This window comes from Haloarcula sp. CBA1129 (genome assembly GCF_008729015.1).
Lineage (GTDB): Archaea > Halobacteriota > Halobacteria > Halobacteriales > Haloarculaceae > Haloarcula.
In genome coordinates this window covers 1,814,614-1,833,167 of the sequence record NZ_RKSM01000001.1, presented here as the reverse complement: position 1 = coordinate 1,833,167, position 18,554 = coordinate 1,814,614, and the positions used below count along the sequence as shown (strand labels likewise).

Below are 18,554 nucleotides of genomic sequence, written 5' to 3'. Positions count from 1 at the left end.
GGGTCACGGTGTCGGGATGATTTCTTACCCCGTCTCGAACAGCTCCATCTCTGAGAGTGTGACCGTCCGGTTCTCGCGAACAGACCGCTGGATTGCAAAGGTCATCAGCGTGCTTCGGACGAGTTCGGTGGTCGGAATCGGTGACGGTTCCCCCTCCCGAATTGAGGATATAAACGCCTCAAACTGCTGTTCGTGGCCTTTTTCCTGTGACAGGGGAATAATCTTGCCGGTCTTGTAGTTCGTTATCGTGTGCGTCTCCTGCTCACCGAATATCTCTACGTACTCTTTTGGCGATGAGGGGTCGCCAAGTGTCGTGTACAGGATGTTTCCGACCGAGCCGTCGGCGAACGACACCGTCACGTCTATGTTGTCTTCGCCGCTGTGTGCCCCCCCGGAAGTAATCGGCGTGGCGGTAAGTCGTTCAGGGACTGACTCCGTTATGAACTGGAGGTAATCAACAAAGTGACACAGTTCCGCGACGATTCGCCCACCACCTTCCTCGGGGTCTTGGACCCAGTGGTCGGACGGCAGCCGGTCGACGCTCACGCGGTAATTCACCATCAGCGGTGTTGACCGGTTCGAGAGCTCTTCTCTGATTCTGGTCGACATCGGTGAGAACCGGCGATTAAACCCGACCATCAGTCGGCCCGCCGAATCTCGAGCGGCGTCTGCGACGGCTCGCAATTCTGTTCTGTTGAGCGCCAGTGGTTTCTCGACGTGGACGTCCTTGTTCTGATCGAGTGCCTCAACGGCGATATCGGCGTGGAGATTGTTTCTGGTCGCGACGACAACGAGGTCCACGTCGTCGTCCGAGACAACCTGTGTGTAGTCGGTCGTCGCGTACTCGAAACCAAACTTCTTGGCGACGTGACGCGAACTCGTCCCCGACGATGTCGCGACGCCGACCAGTGATACGTCCAACCCCTCGAGCGCTGGCAGAATCGTTCCCTCAGCGAACGTCCCACCGCCCACGAGGCCGACACCGACGCTGTCCTGCGGCTGTGGTGTGGAGTGACGGAACTGTAATCGGTCGCTGTGCTCCTGCTTGGAGTCGTACTGGAGGACCACTCCCGTCACGTCCTCGTCACTCTCGTCGTCGAAGATGAGGTCATAGGCCGCCAAGGCGTCCTCGAACGGGAACTCGTGCGTTACTAACGGCGCGACATCAACGGATTCCTCCGCTAAGAGCCGGAGGAACTCTGACATGTTTCGGTTCTCTGTCCACCTCACGTGACCGAACGGGTAGTCAAGTCCCTGTTCCTCGTACATCCTATCGTACCGACCGGGACCGTACGACCGGGACACGCCGAAGTCGAGTTCCTTCTCGAAGAACGGGTCACGGGGGAGATCCATACTGACGTTACCGATTACCGAGACGGTCCCTTGATCTCGACAGAGAGACCCCGCAAGTTCGACCGGCTGGTTGCTATCGGTCCCGGCGGCGATAACAACCGCGTCCAGTCCGTGACCGTCGGTGAAGTTGTTGACGGACTCCGCGACATCGTCAGCACCAATTGTCAGGCCCGCGTCGAGGCCGAGCGGGGCCGCAGCCTCGACTTGTCGGTGTGCGATATCCATCCCGATCGTCGGGAAGCCGTAGGCGTCCAGTATCTGCACGACGAGCTTGCCGACGAGGCCGAGGCCGATGACCCCGACCCTCTCCCCCGGTGTGAGGTCGGCACGACGCACGCCCTGCAGTGCGATAGCGCCGAGCGTCATAAAGGAGGCGTCTCTCGTCGAGACGCCGTCCGGGATGTGTGCCGCCAGATTCCGCGGAATAGCCACGACTTCGGCGTGTGAGGCGTGGCCGGCCCCGCCACAGGCAACCCGGTCACCGACGGAGAACTCGGTGACCTCGTCCCCGACGGCGACGACTTCACCCGAACAGCTGTACCCCAGTGGGACCGGTTGGTTGAGTCGGTGTGTAGCAGACTGGTACGCGTCCAAGATACCGTCCGTCTTCGCCTTGTCTACGACCTGCTTGACCAGATCCGGACGTTCCCGTGCCTTCTGCAGTAGGTTCTTGTTGGCGAACTCTATCATCGAACGCTCGGTGCCAGCACTGACCACGGAGTGATGCGTCTGGACGACGATACCAGTCGGGCTGGCGCTCGGTCGTGGCGCCTCGACGACTTGTAACTCACCGCTCCCGTAGTCCTGTATAACTTGCTTCATTGACTCGTGTCCGACCTCATGGAGAACGGTTGCGCAAGTCGCCCCCTGAACTTATCGGTCGAGATAGCCGAGCGCTTCTAGTTGGTCTTTGTCGACCTCGCGGTCGGCCGAGGAGTCGGCAGCGTTTTCCGAGGCCGGTTCGCCCACTACCGAGAGGACGAACTGGACATACTCGTCAACCGATTCGAACTCCGTTCCTGAGATGTTCCGGCGGCACTGTTCGTACAGGTCGTCGGGGACTGACACTGTCTCGGTCATCACCGGCAGTTTGTCGTCGGACGGTAATATATCATTGGAGGCGCGCGCGCAGCAGTAACGCGTCACAGAGGAATTTGACGGCCCAATTGGGGTATCGTAGCCGCATGTATCGCTCCCAGACCGGTACGGAGCCACGGACTGCTCCCCGGACTGCGGCCGGGCCGGTGAGGTTGTGGTGCTGTTTCAGGAACGCGAGTTCCGTGTCCGCGGCGGTTAGATACCGCTTCTCCCTGTACTGCTCGTACAACCGGAGCCAGACGAGCGCGGTCTGCGCGTTGCCAGTGAGACAGTAGAACTCACTCCCGTTCCAACGACGGTCGTACTCCCCAAGTAGAACGTCCGTCCTCTGTTGACAGTCGAGTAGCCGGTCCGCGGTCTTCCGTGCGGCAGAAATAAGCGTGTCGTCGTCCAACCACAGACCACACTCAAGCAGTCCTCTGACGGTGTACGCCAGCGTATGGAGATACGGACGCTCGTCCGGGGAAAAGCCGGCGTACTCGAACCAGTCTCGCTCGGTCTGTACCGAGACGACCCAGTCGAGATGGGCGACGGCCCCCTCGCGGAAGGTCCCGTTGCCGGTCAGTTCGGCCGCTTCGAGCAGTGCCCAAGCAACTCGGGAACAGTAGCTGTGTCTCTCTCCTCGGTAGTCAAAATTATCCCAGTAGCCGTCGGGATGTTGGACGTCTATGAGCCAGTCACCGGCCCGCTCGACCGCGGACAAGAACCGCTCGTCGCTGGTCTGACGGTAGGCCTCGACCAGCCCGAACAGTATCTGTCCGGTGTTGAACACGCTTGGGTCGGAATCTGTCTGTAACCCGACCCCGCCGGGGAACGCACCGTGGTCGAACTGTCCGTCAAGCAGCCACATGGCCATTTGCTCGGCTCGCTCCCGTGGCTCGTCGGCGTTGGTGTACGCTGCGTAGTCGTACAGTGTCGGAATGATGTACCCGCTCGTCTCCAGATAGGGACCGGCCCAGCCGGTGAGGAGGCTGTAGTACGCCGCCGAACCGCCGACGCCGGTCACGTCTTGACTACGGTACAACCACGACATCGCGGCCGAGAGGTGTTCGTCGTTCGAACGCGGTGTCGTCTGTCGGCCTCGGATATCCCGATATATCTCGCGTGTCAACGTGGCAGGTCTCATATCTTTACTCGCGGGAGTTCGATTGTTCGGTCGGCAGTTCGGATCGCGACGGGCGTCGAACCCTGCCGCTCGATGTCGATATCTGTCCGCTGGTTCGTTACAACGTATCCGAACGAACCGCTGAGAGAGCACAGTTCGACGACAACACGCTCCTGCTGGACGCCAAACTTCGGAAAATACGTGCTGGTCGTCAGATTCACCGTGTCGACCCCAACGGGTGTCACGGACAGTTCTGGTCCGTCATCGTGCGTGAGCGTCACCGTTGATTCCCCGTTCACCGAGACGGCCGGATGGGCGTGTAGACGGCTGACTGACGGCGCGACCGGCGTCTCAACGTCGTCCCAAAGCACCAACCAGTCGCCGCCCTCGTACACCGACCGCCGATGCCGGTACCGGTTCGCCGCCCCGTACTCGACAGTGAGTGCCGTTACTTCTCCCCGTGTCGACGTTGCGGTCGTCGTCTCGACGGCCCCGCTCATCCGGAACCGGGCACCGTAGCCGACCGGTTCAAAGTCGTCGACCTGAACCGTATTGTGGGCCTCGATACTCCGGGCGCTAGATCGTTTCGCTCCGGGACGGTAGTCGAAGACCCCGGTATCGGTAACCAGCCGACGGCCGTCGCTCCAGAGGAGAATCGTACACGGGTCGTTGTGGGTGTGTCCCAGTTGCTGTTCGGGGCCGGAGTCACCTGCGTCGATTAGGAGAGACAGTCCGTTCGTCCCGAACCACCGGAGAGCAGAGTCGCCGGGTACGTCCGGTGCAGAGCCGCTGTGTCCCACGGCCGACCCATAGCGCGCCACTGTGTCGAGCCGGTGAGCTTGGTCGAAGACGGCGTCGTTCAAAAGCGGGATACGGCCGTCAGGCGGCCGGATGTGCTCTATGAACCCACAGGCGTCAGCGGCGGTACGACGTATCCCTTCCGGTGGCTCTATCCCAGTAGCACGGAGCACTGATACCGCTGAGAGTAGCCGCTCGGTTACCGCGAGGTGGTACATCGGGCTCCGCTCGAAGTGGTACCCGTCATCGAGGAACTGCGTCGCTGCCGCCGACCGAAGGACGTTTACACCCCGATCGACGAACCGCTCTCCGGGCTCGCCGAAGACGGTGCCAGCGATAACCAAGGCCGCTCCGTTCTCTATCAGATGGTTGCCCCCAACATCGTGTTCGATGTTGTTTTCGAGAAAGAGGAGGTTGCGGTAGAGAAACCGCGCGACTGAATCTTTGACTCCACCCGTCCACGCGCCGTATCGCGCGATAGCGACACTCCGAAGCGAGACGGCGTATGGCGTCCAGAACCCACGGAGATAGCCGCGGCGAGCACCGATACGTTCTCGTTCGAGACACGATTCCAGCCACGCATCAACGCGGTCGCAAAATATCCTTCTCGAAGCCGGCGTCTCGTTACCCAGCACGCCCCAGAGGAGTGGTTCGAACCCGGCCAGTTTCAGGAACCACAGACGGGGAAGGTCCGAAAGCGCGCTGTCGCCGGGTGCGACCGCCGCGGGGTCGGACAACTTCCGTGTTCGATTCATGAACGTCACGACACCGTCTTCGAAGTCGGTAGCCAGCCGCTGGTACCGGGTTCGCTCCGCCGCCGAGAGGGACGACCGGAGACGGTCGTTGTCGGTCGCCTGCGGACCGAATGTCGGGTCCAACGCCGCCGGCACCCGCTGTCGATATCGCTCGTCTACGTCGACGGGTAACGCTGGAACGACTCGGTTCCGTACCTTTCGGGAGAGAACCCCGAACAGCTGTGACGGCCGCTTCCGTGCGGCAGCCTTCGCGAGGAGGCTGTACCGACTGACTCTATCCATCATATACCAACTCCCCGGCCTCACGCAGCTCCGCTATCTGTTCGCGGACCCGTTCTTTCTCTGTGATTGTCCTATTCCGGCGTTCGACCGAGTCGCGATGGCTGTCAAGCGCTCTTTCGAGAGTCTCCCACCGTTCGCCACCGTCACGAAGCGGCGTCGATTCGCTGGGATCGTCCTCGATGTTGTACAGTTCAGTCGATCCCGTGTGTCGGTTCCGAATCAGTTTCCACGGGGGTTCGGTCCGGGCTTGCAGGAGGTCGTTTTCGCTGTTCTGTCTTCGAGCCGGGTCGAAGTCGTACACTACTTCGGTCGAAACGCCTGTCCGCGTCTCTTCCAGCAGATTGATACCTTCGAACGTCTCTGGGGTGGACACCGCACCGTCCGTCGCCGCGATGAGCGTCCGGGGGACATCGACGAGCGCTGCCAGATTACCGGACGCGTTTTCGATGCCGTACCCGCTTAATAACAACGGAACGTGGATAACCTCCTGATACAGCGTGTCGGGACCGTGACTGAACCCCCCGTGGTCGTGTAGTTCGGTTCCGTGGTCACCAACGACGGACATCACCGTCTCCTCGAACTCGTCCCGGTTTTTCAGCTCCGAAACGAGACGGCCGATAGCGGCGTCGGTCCGGCGCACCTCGGCGTCGTAGAGCTGTCTGATTCGTGCTACCGTGTGGTCGTCGATTTCTGCGTCCGCCTTCTTGTACTCGTGGGCGACGGTATGCCAGATTCGACCAATGTCCAGCCGTGACGGCGTACTGTCCATCTCGTCCGAGAGGTGTTCCTCAGGCGGTATCCACGGGTAGTGTGGGTCCATGTAGTGGACCCAGACAAAGAACGGGCGGTCGCCGTCGTGCGCCGCCAACCAGTTGAGAACCGTATCGGTGAGCTGCTCGGCCGGTAAGAGCGGCTGCGAGCCGACCATTGCGTTCGCCATCCGACCGACTTGACCGAGAGTGTCCGTGAGCGTCTCGCTGAATGCGACCGAGCGCTTCGCAAAGCGTTTCAACCGACGTGACAGTCCACCGGTTCCCGAACGCTCACTATCTGAGACGAAGTCACGATAGACCTCGAACCCACGGTCGTACCCGTACGACCGGGTCAGCCACGGGTTTTTCGCGTTGAATCCCGCCGTAGAGTAACCCGCGTCGCGGAAGGCCTCCGCCAGCGCCGTCGCAGTGTCGGGAAGCCCGATACGCCGGCCGTGGCTGAGCGAGTGCACACCGCCCAGCAGCGATTTGAACGAGTAGTACGTCGGAATGCCGTTCGCAATGGCGTACTGAAACGAGACGCCGTCGTCTGCGAGTCCGTCGAGTGTTGGCGTCGTATCACGCCCGCCGCCGCCGACCCCAACGCTGTCCGCCCTTAACGAATCGACCGTGACGTATAGCACGTTCGGTGGTGAGGGGCTCATACAGTGTACACGTCGAATCCGGCTGATTCCCAGCGGTCTCGGTCCAGCATCGCCCGCGTGTCGATGAGTACATGATCGTCCATCAACTGCGCGAACTCCTGCGGGTTGAGTGCGCCGTATTCCGGATGGTCCGTCACGATAACCGCGGCGTTACTGCCGGCGAGGCTCCGCTCCAGCGACAGCAGGTCACGTCCCCGCACACTGTCAGTCACGTACGGGTCGCTGAGCCGGATGTCGTCGACTCCTGTCTCTTCGAGACGGTCGACCAGCGTGAGCGTCGGGCTCTCCCTCGTATCGGCCACACCGCCCTTGTATGCGACACCCAGTAGTGCCACCTCCATTCCGGCGAGCGCTCCGAGCGCGGCCGAGAGGAGTTCTAACACGAAATCCGGCATCGCGTCGTTGACTGTTCGGACCGTCTCGATGAGTATCGGTACGTCGTTCCCGTGGTTCAGAAACAGGGGGTCGATGGGTATACAGTGGCCGCCGACGCCGGGGCCGGGCCGGAGAATGTCGACTCGCGGATGTTCGTTAGCCATCGAAATCGCGTCCCTAGAGTCGATACCGTACTTGTGGGCGAGTTTCGCGACTTCGTTGGCGAACGCGATGTTCGTGTCGCGATATGCATTCTGTATCAGCTTCACGAACTCCGCGGTCGTGGCATCAGTCGTCGTGATGTTGCCGGAGATGAACGAATCGTACAGCGCGACAATTCGGTCCGCGGGTTGGCCGTCGACGGTCCCGACTATCCGGTCGTTCTCCCGGAGTTCGGTCAGCGTGTTGCCGGGGAGGATAGTTTCTGGACTGTACCCGAGGATGAAGTCCTCACACGCCGTGTAGCCGCTCTGTTCTAGGGTCTTTCGAAGCGAACTGGCAGTCGTGCCCGGCGGGACCGTCGACGAGAGGACGACTGTGTCGTCCGGTCGGAGTACCTCACTTATAGCCGCTCCGGCGGCTTCGACGTACGAAAGGTCGATTCTGTCGGCCGCCGTATCGTATGGCGTCGGGACACAGATGACGTGGAAGTCGGCCTCGGTCGGCTCGGAGACTATTGTTAGCCCGTCGTTGAGGGCCCGCCCGACGAACCGAGCGAGGTCCGACTCTTCGATATCGACCTCGCCGGATTCCAGTTCGTCGCGATACGTCGGATTCGCGTCGTATCCCGCGACATTGTACCCGGAGTTCACGAGTACCGACGCGGTCGGCAGGCCAATGTATCCCAGCCCGTGTATGCAGATGTTCGGTTCGGCATCGCTCATAGTCGCCTACGATACCTCCCCGTATCCGAGTGTGTCCAGTATCTGGTCGGCAGCCGTGCCGTCACCGAAGGGGTTCGCCCACGTCGGTTTCACACCAAGCATCTCCGTCGCCCCGGAGACGATGTCGCTGGGCGAGACACCGACAACCCGGTTGGCTCCGACGTCGACGGTTTCGGGTCGTTCGGTGCTGTCTCTGAGTGTGACACAGGGTGTCTCTAGGATACAGCTCTCCTCTTGCACCCCACCGGAGTCAGTGAACACTATCGTCGCGTCATCTTCGAGAAGCAGGAAGTCGAGGAAGTCCTGTGGCTCGACCAGCCGGATTTCGGCCGGGAGAGAGATATCGTACTCTTTGAGTCGCTTGCTCGCTCGCGGGTGAATCGGGTAGACGACGGACAACGAATGCTCGCGAGCGGCCGACGCGACGCCGTTGAGCAGTGACTGGAACCGTGCCCGGTCGTCAACGTTTTCGGCTCGATGGGCCGTCAGTAGCGCGAACTGACCGTCAGTACGGATGTCGTCGTCAATCTCGTTCCGTTTGTGAGCGATATCGACGTGCTGCTGGACCGCATCGACGACGGTGTTCCCTGTCATCGTGATTTGGTCGTCGGGTACCCCTTCCGAACGGAGGTGCTCCCGTGCCGTCTCCGTCGGGGCAAACAGGTAGTCGGACGTGTGGTCGGCAACGCGACGGTTGATCTCCTCAGGCATATCGCGGTCGAAGCTCCGGAGCCCTGCTTCGATGTGTCCAACGTCGATATCGTCCATCTTCGAGGCCGCGACCGCTCCGGCCAAGACGGAGTTCGTGTCGCCCTGTACTAGGACCGTCTCGGGTGACTCGGCCTCGAGGACGGACTCGATAGCACCGAGCATCTCGCCGGTCTGTCTCCCGTGGGAGTCCGATCCGACCGACAGGTTGTGTTCCGGAGTCGGGAGGTCCAACTGTTTGAAAAACACCGCATCAAGCTCCTCTGAGTAGTGCTGTCCGGTGTGGATTATTGAGAACGGTACGTTCTGGTCTTGACAGGCTCGTATGACCGGCGACATCTTGATTATCTCCGGTCTGGTGCCGAGAACAAAGGACAGTATAGGAGGCATCAATTGGGGTGTTATATCCCAGAATCCTGCGGCCAAACTTAAATTCTCCTGTTCGTCACACGCCACTCGTTAGCTTTGAGCGGGCCCCGAACTTGGCAGAATCGTCTCCATATACGCGGCACTGATGTTCTCCCAGCTGAACTGCTCGACGACGAATTCGCGGCCTGCTTGGCCGAACGTCGCCCGCTCTTGGGGGTTGTCCCGCAACCGCTCGGCCGCTTCGACCAGCTGTGTCCGGTTGCCGGGCTCCATAACGACGCCCGCGCCGGCGTCCCGGAGAATTCGTTCCGCTTCGCCGCGCACCCCGAGAATCACCGGCAGTTCGGCAGCCATCGCTTCCAGCAGTTTCGACGGGATGACCGTCTCGAACACCGCTCTCGGTTTCAAGTGGACGAGAGCGGCGTCCGACGCCGCTAGTATACTCGGGACTTCCTCTTTCGGCCGCTGGCCAGTGAACACGACGTTGTCGAGGTCTTCGGCCCGCGCTTTGAGGCGTTCCCGCTCCGCTCCATCACCGACCAGCACGAACCGTACGTCTTCCAGTTCTGCGGCGGCATCCAGCACGACTGACAATCCGTGGGACCGACCGATGGTTCCGACGTACGAAATGGTGAACACGTCGCCGTCTGGTTCGGTACCCGGGAGGGTTTCGCCGTCGGTTCTGTACCGGTCGATCTCGATGCCGTTCGGGTGAAATGTTATCTTCGATCGGTCGACACCGCGTTCCAGTATCGGTTCGACGAAGCCTTCTGAAACCACAACGAGCACGTCAGAGCGCTGATACAGGAACGTGACGGTTCGCTCTAAAGAGCGAATAACCAATCTGGAATCAAAATCGCTGACAGCGAGGATAGACTCGGGCCACAAATCGCGCACCTCGAAAACGAACCGTGCGCCCTTTGTCCGCGCGATGAGCCAAGCGGACAGCCCGGTGAGCGGTTGGGGTGATGTCGCGATAACGACCGAAGGCGAGACATATCGGAGTCCGACGATGGCGGACATCACCATGAACCAGACGAACTTCAGTCCCCGCCGAAGGAGGTTGCCACTCGACGAGGTAACGGTCTTTGTGTAGAGCACCTCAATGTTCCCGTGTTGTTCGCGGTGGAGCCAGTCGTTGTCGTACTCACGATCAAGTTCGCCATTCGGATAATCCGGAGCAGATGTGATAACCGTTACCGGCACCTCCTCCGACCAGCGGTCTGACAGCTCAGCCCATCTCGCTGATGCTGCCCCTGTCTCCGGTGGAAAATATTGTGTTAGTATGAGAACCGACCCAGTAGAATCGTCCATGACCTGGTGTATGTTCATATCGCTAGCCGCAAAATAACTAATGGTTGTGTAGGCCCGCCTCCCTCTGCAGACTGCAGTGGCATCGGCAGTGAAGCCCACACATGAGCCCCACTGCTGGTGTCGAAGTAGTGGTGTGGATCCTAGGTATTACGTTCGGCCACGTCTGATACAATCGTACACGCGTTTCGATGAATTGCCGTCTTCGAACGCAAAGAACCGCTTTCTGAGTTCCTCTCTGTCGCGGGTATAGCTGTCTTCTCCGTTGTATATCGATTTGATACCGTCGAGAAGGGTGGCAAACGTTTTTGGGCGCGGGCCTGCGGTACAGCCGGCATAGTCGAAGTAGAACCCCCTCTCGTCCGCTATGTACCAGTCCTTGTCAAAACTGTAGTACACAACTGGGTTATCCGTGTGCAGGAAATCGAATAGGATACTTGAGTAGTCCGTTATCAGCGCGTCCAGTTCGTTCAATATCGGATACACGTCGAACTCACTCGGAAGCACGAGTATGTTTTCGTAGGTTTCCGGTATTTCTTCGGCAACAATCGGATGCGGTTTGAGCACGAGAGTGAGGCCGTTCTCTATCAAGAATTCGTCTAGTACCTCCAAATCCAAGTACTCGCTGTTTATCGGTGACGGTATATCACTACGAAACGTGGGAACGTATCCGATAATCTTCTCTGTCGTGGAGATCGTTTCGAGTAACTCCGCATCTAACCCGATTTCCGCACCGTCCATGGAGCCGTAGAGCTCGTCGTTTCTCGGATATCCCGTACAGATCATATCGCCCCTGTCGATATCGAATGCCGAATCGAATATCTCTAACCACGTCTCGCCCGTTACGTACAGTCGAATATCCTTCTCGAATACCGTCTCCGACAGAAATTTAGCGAGATGCGTCTTCCTCTTGTCCTCTCTCTGGTCGCGGCCGATTTTTTTCAGCGGATTACCATGCCACAGTTGATGCACAGTAGCGTTGCCGGTACACCACCATGAAATATCACCATCAATGTCCGAGCAAATAATGCAATTACCGGCTATCAGTTGGTAGTATGCTCCCGAGAGTGTGTGGGCGTGATATGACTCGTATCCTTCGGAGCGTAGTGTCTGCACGATTTCCTCGTCTCTGCTCACCCAAATCGGACGTACCCCGTCGTCTTGTTCGTTGGCGAACAAAAACAGATATTTGGGGTTATCCAGAAACTTATCCCCCTGCCACGCTCCGAAGACCCACACGTCTTGATCACTGGGTACAAGCTTAGCGATAAGGAAGAGAACGGACTGTAGAACAAAGACGACAGAAGACCGTATATTTCTCATCCATCAGCACTCATACGCATATATTAATAAGCCTTCGTCATCCGCTTGCAGAACTCTTTTGATGAGTTAGAACGGTATATATGATGTTGACCATCAGCCGAGTCGCTCTCCCTATGTCGATACACCAATACTACAGCGGGCGAGATTTAATACGGATACTACAGTCTACTGCCGGTGACGCTATATGAACGATACAATCAAGGGTTGCTCTGTTAGCGTACGTGATAGCGCTTGGCTTACCCTCTTTAGAAACCAGATACGCGGAACAGCCCTCTGCGTCGGCTCTCAACGCGTTTCCGACCCCATTATCGTAGGTCACCTTGCTGACGAGGTATATGTGGTAGACAACTCATGCGACCGGCTACAGTGTGTTCGAACTGCCGCTCAACACGAAGGAGCCTCGGTTCAGACGCTGCTTGGAAACACGGACTCACTGCCGTTCCGAGGCGAGTTTGATTCGATCATCTGTGATTACTCGTACGCTGCCGAGGGGCATACAATTTCAACCCGTCCCAGCGACTTGGCGGCGACTCTCACCGAGAGTGGTGTCCTACTCGTTGTCACGGATACACCAGCCGGCGTTCTTCGGTCCGTAGCAAAACAACCAATAAAACGCTTCACTAATTTCGAATCGTTGTTTCAGAACGCGGTCCGACATTCCGTCTCTCACATCCGTGCACAACTGGCCGACTGTGATTTCGAGACGGTCGTCTGCTACTGTCTGTTTCCTGATTCGGACTCACCAAACTACCTCTTTCCTGTATCGGAAACGCGATCGGTATTCGAGTTTTTCACCCAGCAGGAGTTCACCACGAACTACAGAAAGATACGCCGGCTTCCGCTCGGTGAGAGAATCCTGGAAAAGACTCTCCCCACCGTTCTCTTTGCGTGTTACAAAGACGGGGCAAAAGCGACGGGGATAACGGACGATTTGATAATAAAAGGACACCACCGAGCAGTCGCCCTCTCGCTCGACGACGGCGTAGTACAGTCTGTGAGTAAATATCCTTTCGGAGAGCGCTACTCACAGTCCAACATACGGGAACACTCTATCGTCTCGCACATCCGCAATTTGAGAACGGACTTTTCAGCGGTACCGCTCACTTCCAGCGAAGACACCGCGTTGGGGACCGCAGTCGTTCAGGAACCGGCCACCGGCGGGGCGATGTCACACCAGATTTCTGACGACGACGACGCACCACTGTTCACTGCAGGTATCGAGTGGTTGATTAAATTACACACGGCGACGCAGTCAGCGAAATTCGTAGACGAGAGCCTGCAACTGGACCGCGACACAGTTGCGTTCGACATCGACCTCCCGGATGCAGAACCAATAGCGACGGCTAAGACGGCGGTTCATGGGGATTACGCACCGAAAAACATCTTTGTACAGGATGAAAGTGTCACATCGGTCGTCGACTGGGAGTACGGTGCTATCTCTGGAAACTGCATCATCGACCTCGCCATGTTCGTCTTCGAGTTCGCATCGGCCCGGTACGGGTCGTTCCGTCGGGGATTCGAAGCGGCACTGCTACGGGACACGCCGTTCTCGAACCTGGTTCGCGACCAGATTAAACGCTATTGTGAGGAAATCGGCATCGATACCCGAGCGTTCAAGCGGTACGCGATATCCCCGTATGTGAATCTTATTAGAGTCAACGACGACATTGGTGGGTTCACCCGAACTGTCGACGTAGATAGGTATCTCAAGAAGATTGAAATAATCACCAGCGACTATGACAGTATACTCGTCTAAACGTGTGTGGAAGGTGTCATAGCAGTACTTCCGAGGTTCAACGGTACAGGTCGTGATCATCGACCAGATTCTCTGTGAGTATACTGGCTCGAAGTAGAAGCAGTCGGAATCAGCGGCAGCCGAAACCAATGGCCTGGTCAATTGAGGCGTGACTCCGACGACTGGTGTAATACTGTCCGCTCAAATCGGATGTTTACTCTCGATATGAGGTCGGTTAGAGAGCGCTGCCGCTCAGCGGCAGGCGCTCTCGTCGCGTCTGGCGCTTACCACGGAGAGTAGCTTTGGAGCATGTACTCCGCTAACTCCTCCGCTCGATCTCTATCACATCCTTTGTCCTCGATCAGCCCTTGGATTGCTGACTCGCGCACAATCTGGTTAATTACCTCCTCGAACGACGAGAAGTCTGAGTGGTTCTCACCTGTTCCAAGCCGTCGCCGTACCACGAATGCATGAGCTAACATCACCACCGCTAGTGGCTAGTGGAAGTTATGAAGGTGGAATATGATGTATGAGTATGTCTGGAGATCGCCGCAAAGAGATCGTTCGTCACCTCAGTGAGGACGATCTCGATCGACTCCTCACAGAGTCTACGGATGAGAAACTCACTGAGCGGCTGATCTTCATTAAGCGGCTGTACAAGGGGGCGACCCTGGAGGACGCTGCCGACGACGTCGGCAGGTCCTCCGCAACAGGAACACGCTGGGCTCGTCGGTGGAACAAGGGTGGTCTCGGACTTTTGATGCCGAACTTCGGGGGCGGCAGGCCCCCGAAGCTCGGCCCAGCCCAACGAGAACGCCTCCTGGACCTGCTCCGTGAGGGCCAACCCTGGAAGAAACAGGAGATACAGCACCTCATCAACGAGGAGTTCGACGTTGAATTTCACCCAGCCCACCTCACTACATTCCTCGAAAAGCTCGGCCTCTCCTACGCAATTCCACGGACTAAGCGTCCATCACGGCCAGAGAATGCCGAAGAGATCCTCGACGAACGCGTCAGCGACGTGTTCGACGAGGGGTCTGATGAGCCCCACAACAAACGCGATGGAGACGACGAGGAAGGCTGGGTCGTTGACGAAGAGATCCGTACGGACGGTGGAACTGTACTTGGATTCCTCGACACATCGCATCCGCAACCGTGGGACAACTCACAGCGACTCTACACCGTCGACGACCCTCACATCACCCGACCGCTGGTGAAGTTAGACGAACCAGCGGTCGGGTTCTATGCACTCTCTGGTGAGAGTGTACTTCAGTTTCCAACCACTCAGGAGAAAGAGCGAATTTGCGAGTGTCTCGAGGGGATCCGCGAGCAGAATCCGCTGGCTCGGATTCTGCTCGTTTTGGATAACTTCTCTTCACACGTGTGCGAGTATACACGCAAGCGAGCCCATCAACTCGGGATTGACCTCGTGTTTCTCCCCGTTGGCTCACCGGATCTCAACCCAATCGAGCAGGTCTGGAAGAGTCTGAAATGGGAAGCGTCACCGTTGATTGTGGAGAACGCGGCAGAATACCGCGCTCTCCTCACCGAACTCTTTGAGAAGCTCACAGCTCAGCTGAGTTTCGCGGCCTCTTGGATCGACAATCATCTCGGCAGTTATCTTCAAAAGTTACGCTAGGTACTAGAGGTGGTGATGGACGCCCTTCCACGTTCGCCCCTAGTACTCGTCAGCACCAAGATTCTGCTTGATATCTCTGTGGAACTGTTCTACGCACCAACGGACTTGTGCCCAGGACACTAACTCCTCCAGAGATGCCCCATCAACCCCCCAACACATCCATGCTTTGAGTTTACCCTCTTCTCCATCTTTGTCTTCGTCGCCTTTTTTCAGCAGCAACCACCCTGTCTCGTCGCTTACCCATCCTGTATCCCGTCGTTTCACCTCTCGAATTCGTGTTCGGTAGAACTCACCAGAGAGCGATTCCTTGGTCCCTTCGTTCCACGTGATCTCAGTCCAGAGGTCGTCGCCGAGTGCCTCGGCGACTTCCTCTGGTGTCTCTGAACTCACGTCCTCAGGATGAGCAGAATGTTTCCGGTTAGGATGATCGTCTGGATGGACGAGATCGGTCTCTTCAGGAACGAACCGAAACTCCGTGGGCGAGACTTCGAGAACATATGGTTCGGGAATCGCCCGGAGTTTCCGCCTGAAACTCCGGGCTTCCCCGAAGTGTCTATCAGCAACGACCCAGCCGTGGTCAACACCAGCTGCAACTGCCTGTTCGATGAGATCCAGAGCTATGTCGGGCTTAGACCGGTGTTCAATATCAGCAGGGATGCCTGTGTCTTTCCGTCGCTGAGCGTAACGGTCACGTTGTTGTGGACTTTCGTAGTCCGCGTCGTCGTCACCAGTCCACTGTTCGGACAGGAATAAGCGCATCCCGAGTGGCCAGGTGAGTTGATCGGAATTCTGCCGCTCGCCAGGTCTGGCGAGCGTGCAGTTAACCGTGACTTGACAGTTGTCGAGTTTTCCAGTTGCACCACACCACTGACTGGCGACGCCAACGCTTTCGTCTCCTGATTTCGGGATACCCATGCCATCGACAATCAGTGCAGCCTCTCGGCCCTGAATCGCTTCGGGAACGCGTTCCCGAAGCTCGGTTTGGACGTTCTCGTGTTCCCACGGACTCTCACGAACAAACCGTTCGAGCCGTTCTTGATCAATGTGCATTTTCTCAGCGATGTCAGTGACGGTATTGGAACTTCCGGGGCGCAGCAGGCCCCGGAAGTACCGGCCCACATTCAGCCACGTTCGTTCATGCTTTGGCCATGATGATCCATCTGCCCGAGTTGTGAATGCTGTTTGGTAGTCGCTGAGAAACTGTAGCCCTTCCGCCTGCTTCGGTCTCACTTCGCTCATCTTGGCTCAGCTGACTCGTCCTGTGACTGAAAATCAACTGCCGGAATTAAACCTCGGAAGTACTGCTATGACACCCTCGTGTGTGACTAACACGGTATCGTGATGATTATAAATCGCTCTCGGAGCTGCCAATCCTCGCCAATCCCGCATCTGCCTCATCCCGCTGACCGTGCCGCGGACGTCACTTTGGCCGGTCGAGCACCACTGTTTTGATAGACGACAGTTCCCGTCGAGAGATACCCTCCAGCTTATATATTGTTACGAAATACGTGCAGACGCCGATAGCGGGGTAAACGACGAGAACAACATAGGGATTGGCAAACTCCGGAACGACGGTGAGTGCCAGCGCCATGAAGCCAGCAGCGACAATAGATTTTACAAATATCTCCGTCGGCAGTGGTATTGAGATGTTCTTCACGGAGTACCCGTAGATGATGGCGGTGAGGAGGCTCTGTGAAATCAGCGTCCCGATTGCTGCCCCCTCTATCCCATAGGTCGGGATTAGCACGAGGTTCAACACTATGTTGACGATCGTGGATAACACAACGCCTTTGGAGATATTCGCCGTTTTCTCGGCCGAGGTTAGGATATACGTTAGGGAATTCTCGTAGCCGCGGAGCAACATCCCGACAGACATTATGGGAATCAGGATCCACCCCTGCTCTGCCACCGTCGCCGTCGACAAAGCCTCTAGAAGGGGAACTGAGACGAATACGATGCCGACGAGTGCTGGAACTGCGACAATCGTGTAATATCTGAATATATCCTTGTATACCTCGGTAATCTCACCGAAGTTGTTTTCGTCCCAACTCTTCGCGATACGCGGGTATAAACTCGGTGTCAGCACGTTTGTGAAGTTTCGAAACAACCCACAAACGCCGTACGCTACAGCATAGATACCCACAGCTGAAGGGGACAAAAAGAACAAGATAAGAAACTTGTCGGCGTTTTGATGAAGTGACTGCGAAAGGGAGGCGGGGACCATCGGCAGTCCGTATCGGACATATTTCGGAAAGTTACGCGCGTTCGGCCACGGCACGGAGTAGTTCTTGAATATATGGCTCATAAGTGATACATTCAAAATCAGAGATACGGCGACCAGTGCACCCATTCCGTGGATAATCCCACCGTCGAAAAGAAATACTGTAGTCAGAACTGCAATTTCTGACAGTGTTTTGATCGTATTTATAATCTCGTACAGTTTGACGTTTGACTTCGACCGATAGAAATTCAGATTTATTCGCCTCAGGATCGTCAGAAACACCAGTACCGCCGAGACAGCGACTAGGGAGTCCACGTCCACGTAGCCGTTCCCTACGAGAGAATCAATATCTAAGTGGACTCCGATTACTCCGATAGCGACACTGATTATCGCTCCAGTTATAATTGATAGGGATAATATATCGACGTACGTTTGTTCTTTCACTGTGTCCGACACACCGTACCGTGTCATCGCACCGTGGAGGTGTAATCCGCCGATGTTGCCCATCATCACGACGAACGCGAAGGTGGTTGACCAGATTCCGAAACTGTCTGCACCGAGTAACTTCGTGATTAGCGGAACGACAATCACGCTTCTGAGCATGGTGATTATCGTTCTAAACGTGGAGTAGAGGGAATCAGATAGTATCTTAGAACCTAAGGACATGCATGAAACGACCCTTTGCCGACGTATAATTTTGCTGTTTCTCGCCTTTCTGATACTGAAGCGGCTGACGATACGTTTGCCGTCTCTCACGTCAAAGGAATCGATATATGCACGCGTCACGCATTGAAGCATCGTCCTTTGGGCTGGACAGACCGATGTCAATCTTCGGACTGTTTCAGGAGTTCCGGACGAGCGGTTCGTACCACTCGCGGTTCTCGCGGTACCACTCGATAAACTTCCCGACGCCCTCCCGAATCGTGTGCTCGTCTTCGTACTCAACCAATTCACTTGTCTCCAACGTATCGGCGCGGGTGTGCTCCGCGTCGGCGTCGTGGCGCTCAGCGAACTCTATCTCCTCGGCTAGAGTCAGAATCTCTATATTGTCTGTGCCCCCGATGTTGACTGCTTCACCGTCGGCGGCGTCCTCCTCCAACAATGTGACGTTCGCTTCAACCACATCAACGATATATGTGAAGTCCCACGTTTATCCACTGAGACCCGATTCACTCAAAACT

Annotated in this window: 13 protein-coding genes and 1 pseudogene; 2 read left to right on the top strand and 12 right to left on the bottom strand. The window is 57.1% G+C overall.

All coding sequences use genetic code 11. The features are described 5' to 3' along the window. Positions 1–24: 24 nt before the first annotated feature. The 9 genes from Har1129_RS09050 to Har1129_RS09010 form a co-directional block, all read right to left on the bottom strand. Positions 25–2,175: a bi-domain-containing oxidoreductase gene (locus Har1129_RS09050; protein WP_151100361.1), complete on the bottom strand. Its 2,151-nt coding sequence runs from the start codon at positions 2,173–2,175 to the stop codon at positions 25–27. 51 nt (positions 2,176–2,226) lie between these two features. Next, complete coding sequence (locus tag Har1129_RS09045; protein ID WP_151100360.1) at positions 2,227–2,433, bottom strand: hypothetical protein; 207 nt, start codon at positions 2,431–2,433, stop codon at positions 2,227–2,229. Positions 2,434–2,464: 31 nt separating this feature from the next. Beyond that, a complete protein-coding gene (locus tag Har1129_RS09040; RefSeq protein ID WP_151100359.1) occupies positions 2,465–3,577 on the bottom strand; it encodes a hypothetical protein in 1,113 nt (370 codons plus the stop codon). Next, a complete protein-coding gene (locus tag Har1129_RS09035) occupies positions 3,574–5,391 on the bottom strand; it encodes an alginate lyase family protein (protein ID WP_191906114.1) in 1,818 nt (605 codons plus the stop codon). The genes Har1129_RS09040 and Har1129_RS09035 overlap by 4 nt, the downstream gene beginning before the upstream one ends. Beyond that, positions 5,384–6,808, bottom strand: coding sequence for a sulfatase (locus Har1129_RS09030; protein ID WP_151100357.1), 1,425 nt, complete (start codon positions 6,806–6,808; stop codon positions 5,384–5,386). The genes Har1129_RS09035 and Har1129_RS09030 overlap by 8 nt, the downstream gene beginning before the upstream one ends. Continuing rightward, entirely contained in the window at positions 6,805–8,067 is a 1,263-nt protein-coding gene (locus Har1129_RS09025) for a nucleotide sugar dehydrogenase (protein WP_151100356.1), read from the bottom strand. Before Har1129_RS09025 ends, Har1129_RS09030 begins: the two co-directional genes overlap by 4 nt. 6 nt (positions 8,068–8,073) lie before the next feature. Beyond that, positions 8,074–9,165 (bottom strand): non-hydrolyzing UDP-N-acetylglucosamine 2-epimerase, encoded by a 1,092-nt coding sequence (wecB, locus tag Har1129_RS09020; RefSeq protein WP_151100355.1) that lies wholly within the window; start codon positions 9,163–9,165, stop codon positions 8,074–8,076. Between the two features lie 69 nt (positions 9,166–9,234). Beyond that, positions 9,235–10,458, bottom strand: a complete 1,224-nt coding sequence (locus tag Har1129_RS09015) for a glycosyltransferase family 4 protein (RefSeq protein WP_151100354.1) — start codon at positions 10,456–10,458, stop codon at positions 9,235–9,237. Between the two features lie 147 nt (positions 10,459–10,605). Beyond that, positions 10,606–11,778, bottom strand: coding sequence for a CDP-glycerol glycerophosphotransferase family protein (locus Har1129_RS09010; RefSeq protein ID WP_151100353.1), 1,173 nt, complete (start codon positions 11,776–11,778; stop codon positions 10,606–10,608). A gap of 184 nt (positions 11,779–11,962) precedes the next feature. Here Har1129_RS09010 and Har1129_RS09005 point away from each other — a divergent pair, with 184 nt between their 5' ends. Further along, positions 11,963–13,534 carry a phosphotransferase gene (locus Har1129_RS09005; RefSeq protein ID WP_151100352.1) on the top strand — a complete coding sequence of 524 codons (1,572 nt, stop codon included), beginning with the start codon at positions 11,963–11,965 and terminating at the stop codon, positions 13,532–13,534. Positions 13,535–14,048: 514 nt separating this feature from the next. Beyond that, on the top strand, positions 14,049–15,152 hold the full coding sequence (locus tag Har1129_RS09000; protein ID WP_151100351.1) for an IS630 family transposase: 1,104 nt from the start codon (positions 14,049–14,051) through the stop codon (positions 15,150–15,152). Between the two features lie 39 nt (positions 15,153–15,191). Here Har1129_RS09000 and Har1129_RS08995 read toward each other — a convergent pair whose 3' ends face one another. The 3 genes and pseudogenes from Har1129_RS08995 to Har1129_RS08985 all read right to left on the bottom strand — a co-directional run. Beyond that, positions 15,192–16,391 (bottom strand): IS701 family transposase, encoded by a 1,200-nt coding sequence (locus Har1129_RS08995; protein ID WP_151100350.1) that lies wholly within the window; start codon positions 16,389–16,391, stop codon positions 15,192–15,194. 181 nt (positions 16,392–16,572) lie between these two features. After that, entirely contained in the window at positions 16,573–18,039 is a 1,467-nt protein-coding gene (locus Har1129_RS08990) for a flippase (protein ID WP_191906115.1), read from the bottom strand. Between the two features lie 175 nt (positions 18,040–18,214). Further along, positions 18,215–18,523, bottom strand: a pseudogene (locus Har1129_RS08985) (UDP-glucose 4-epimerase); the annotation flags it as partial. Positions 18,524–18,554: the final 31 nt, after the last annotated feature.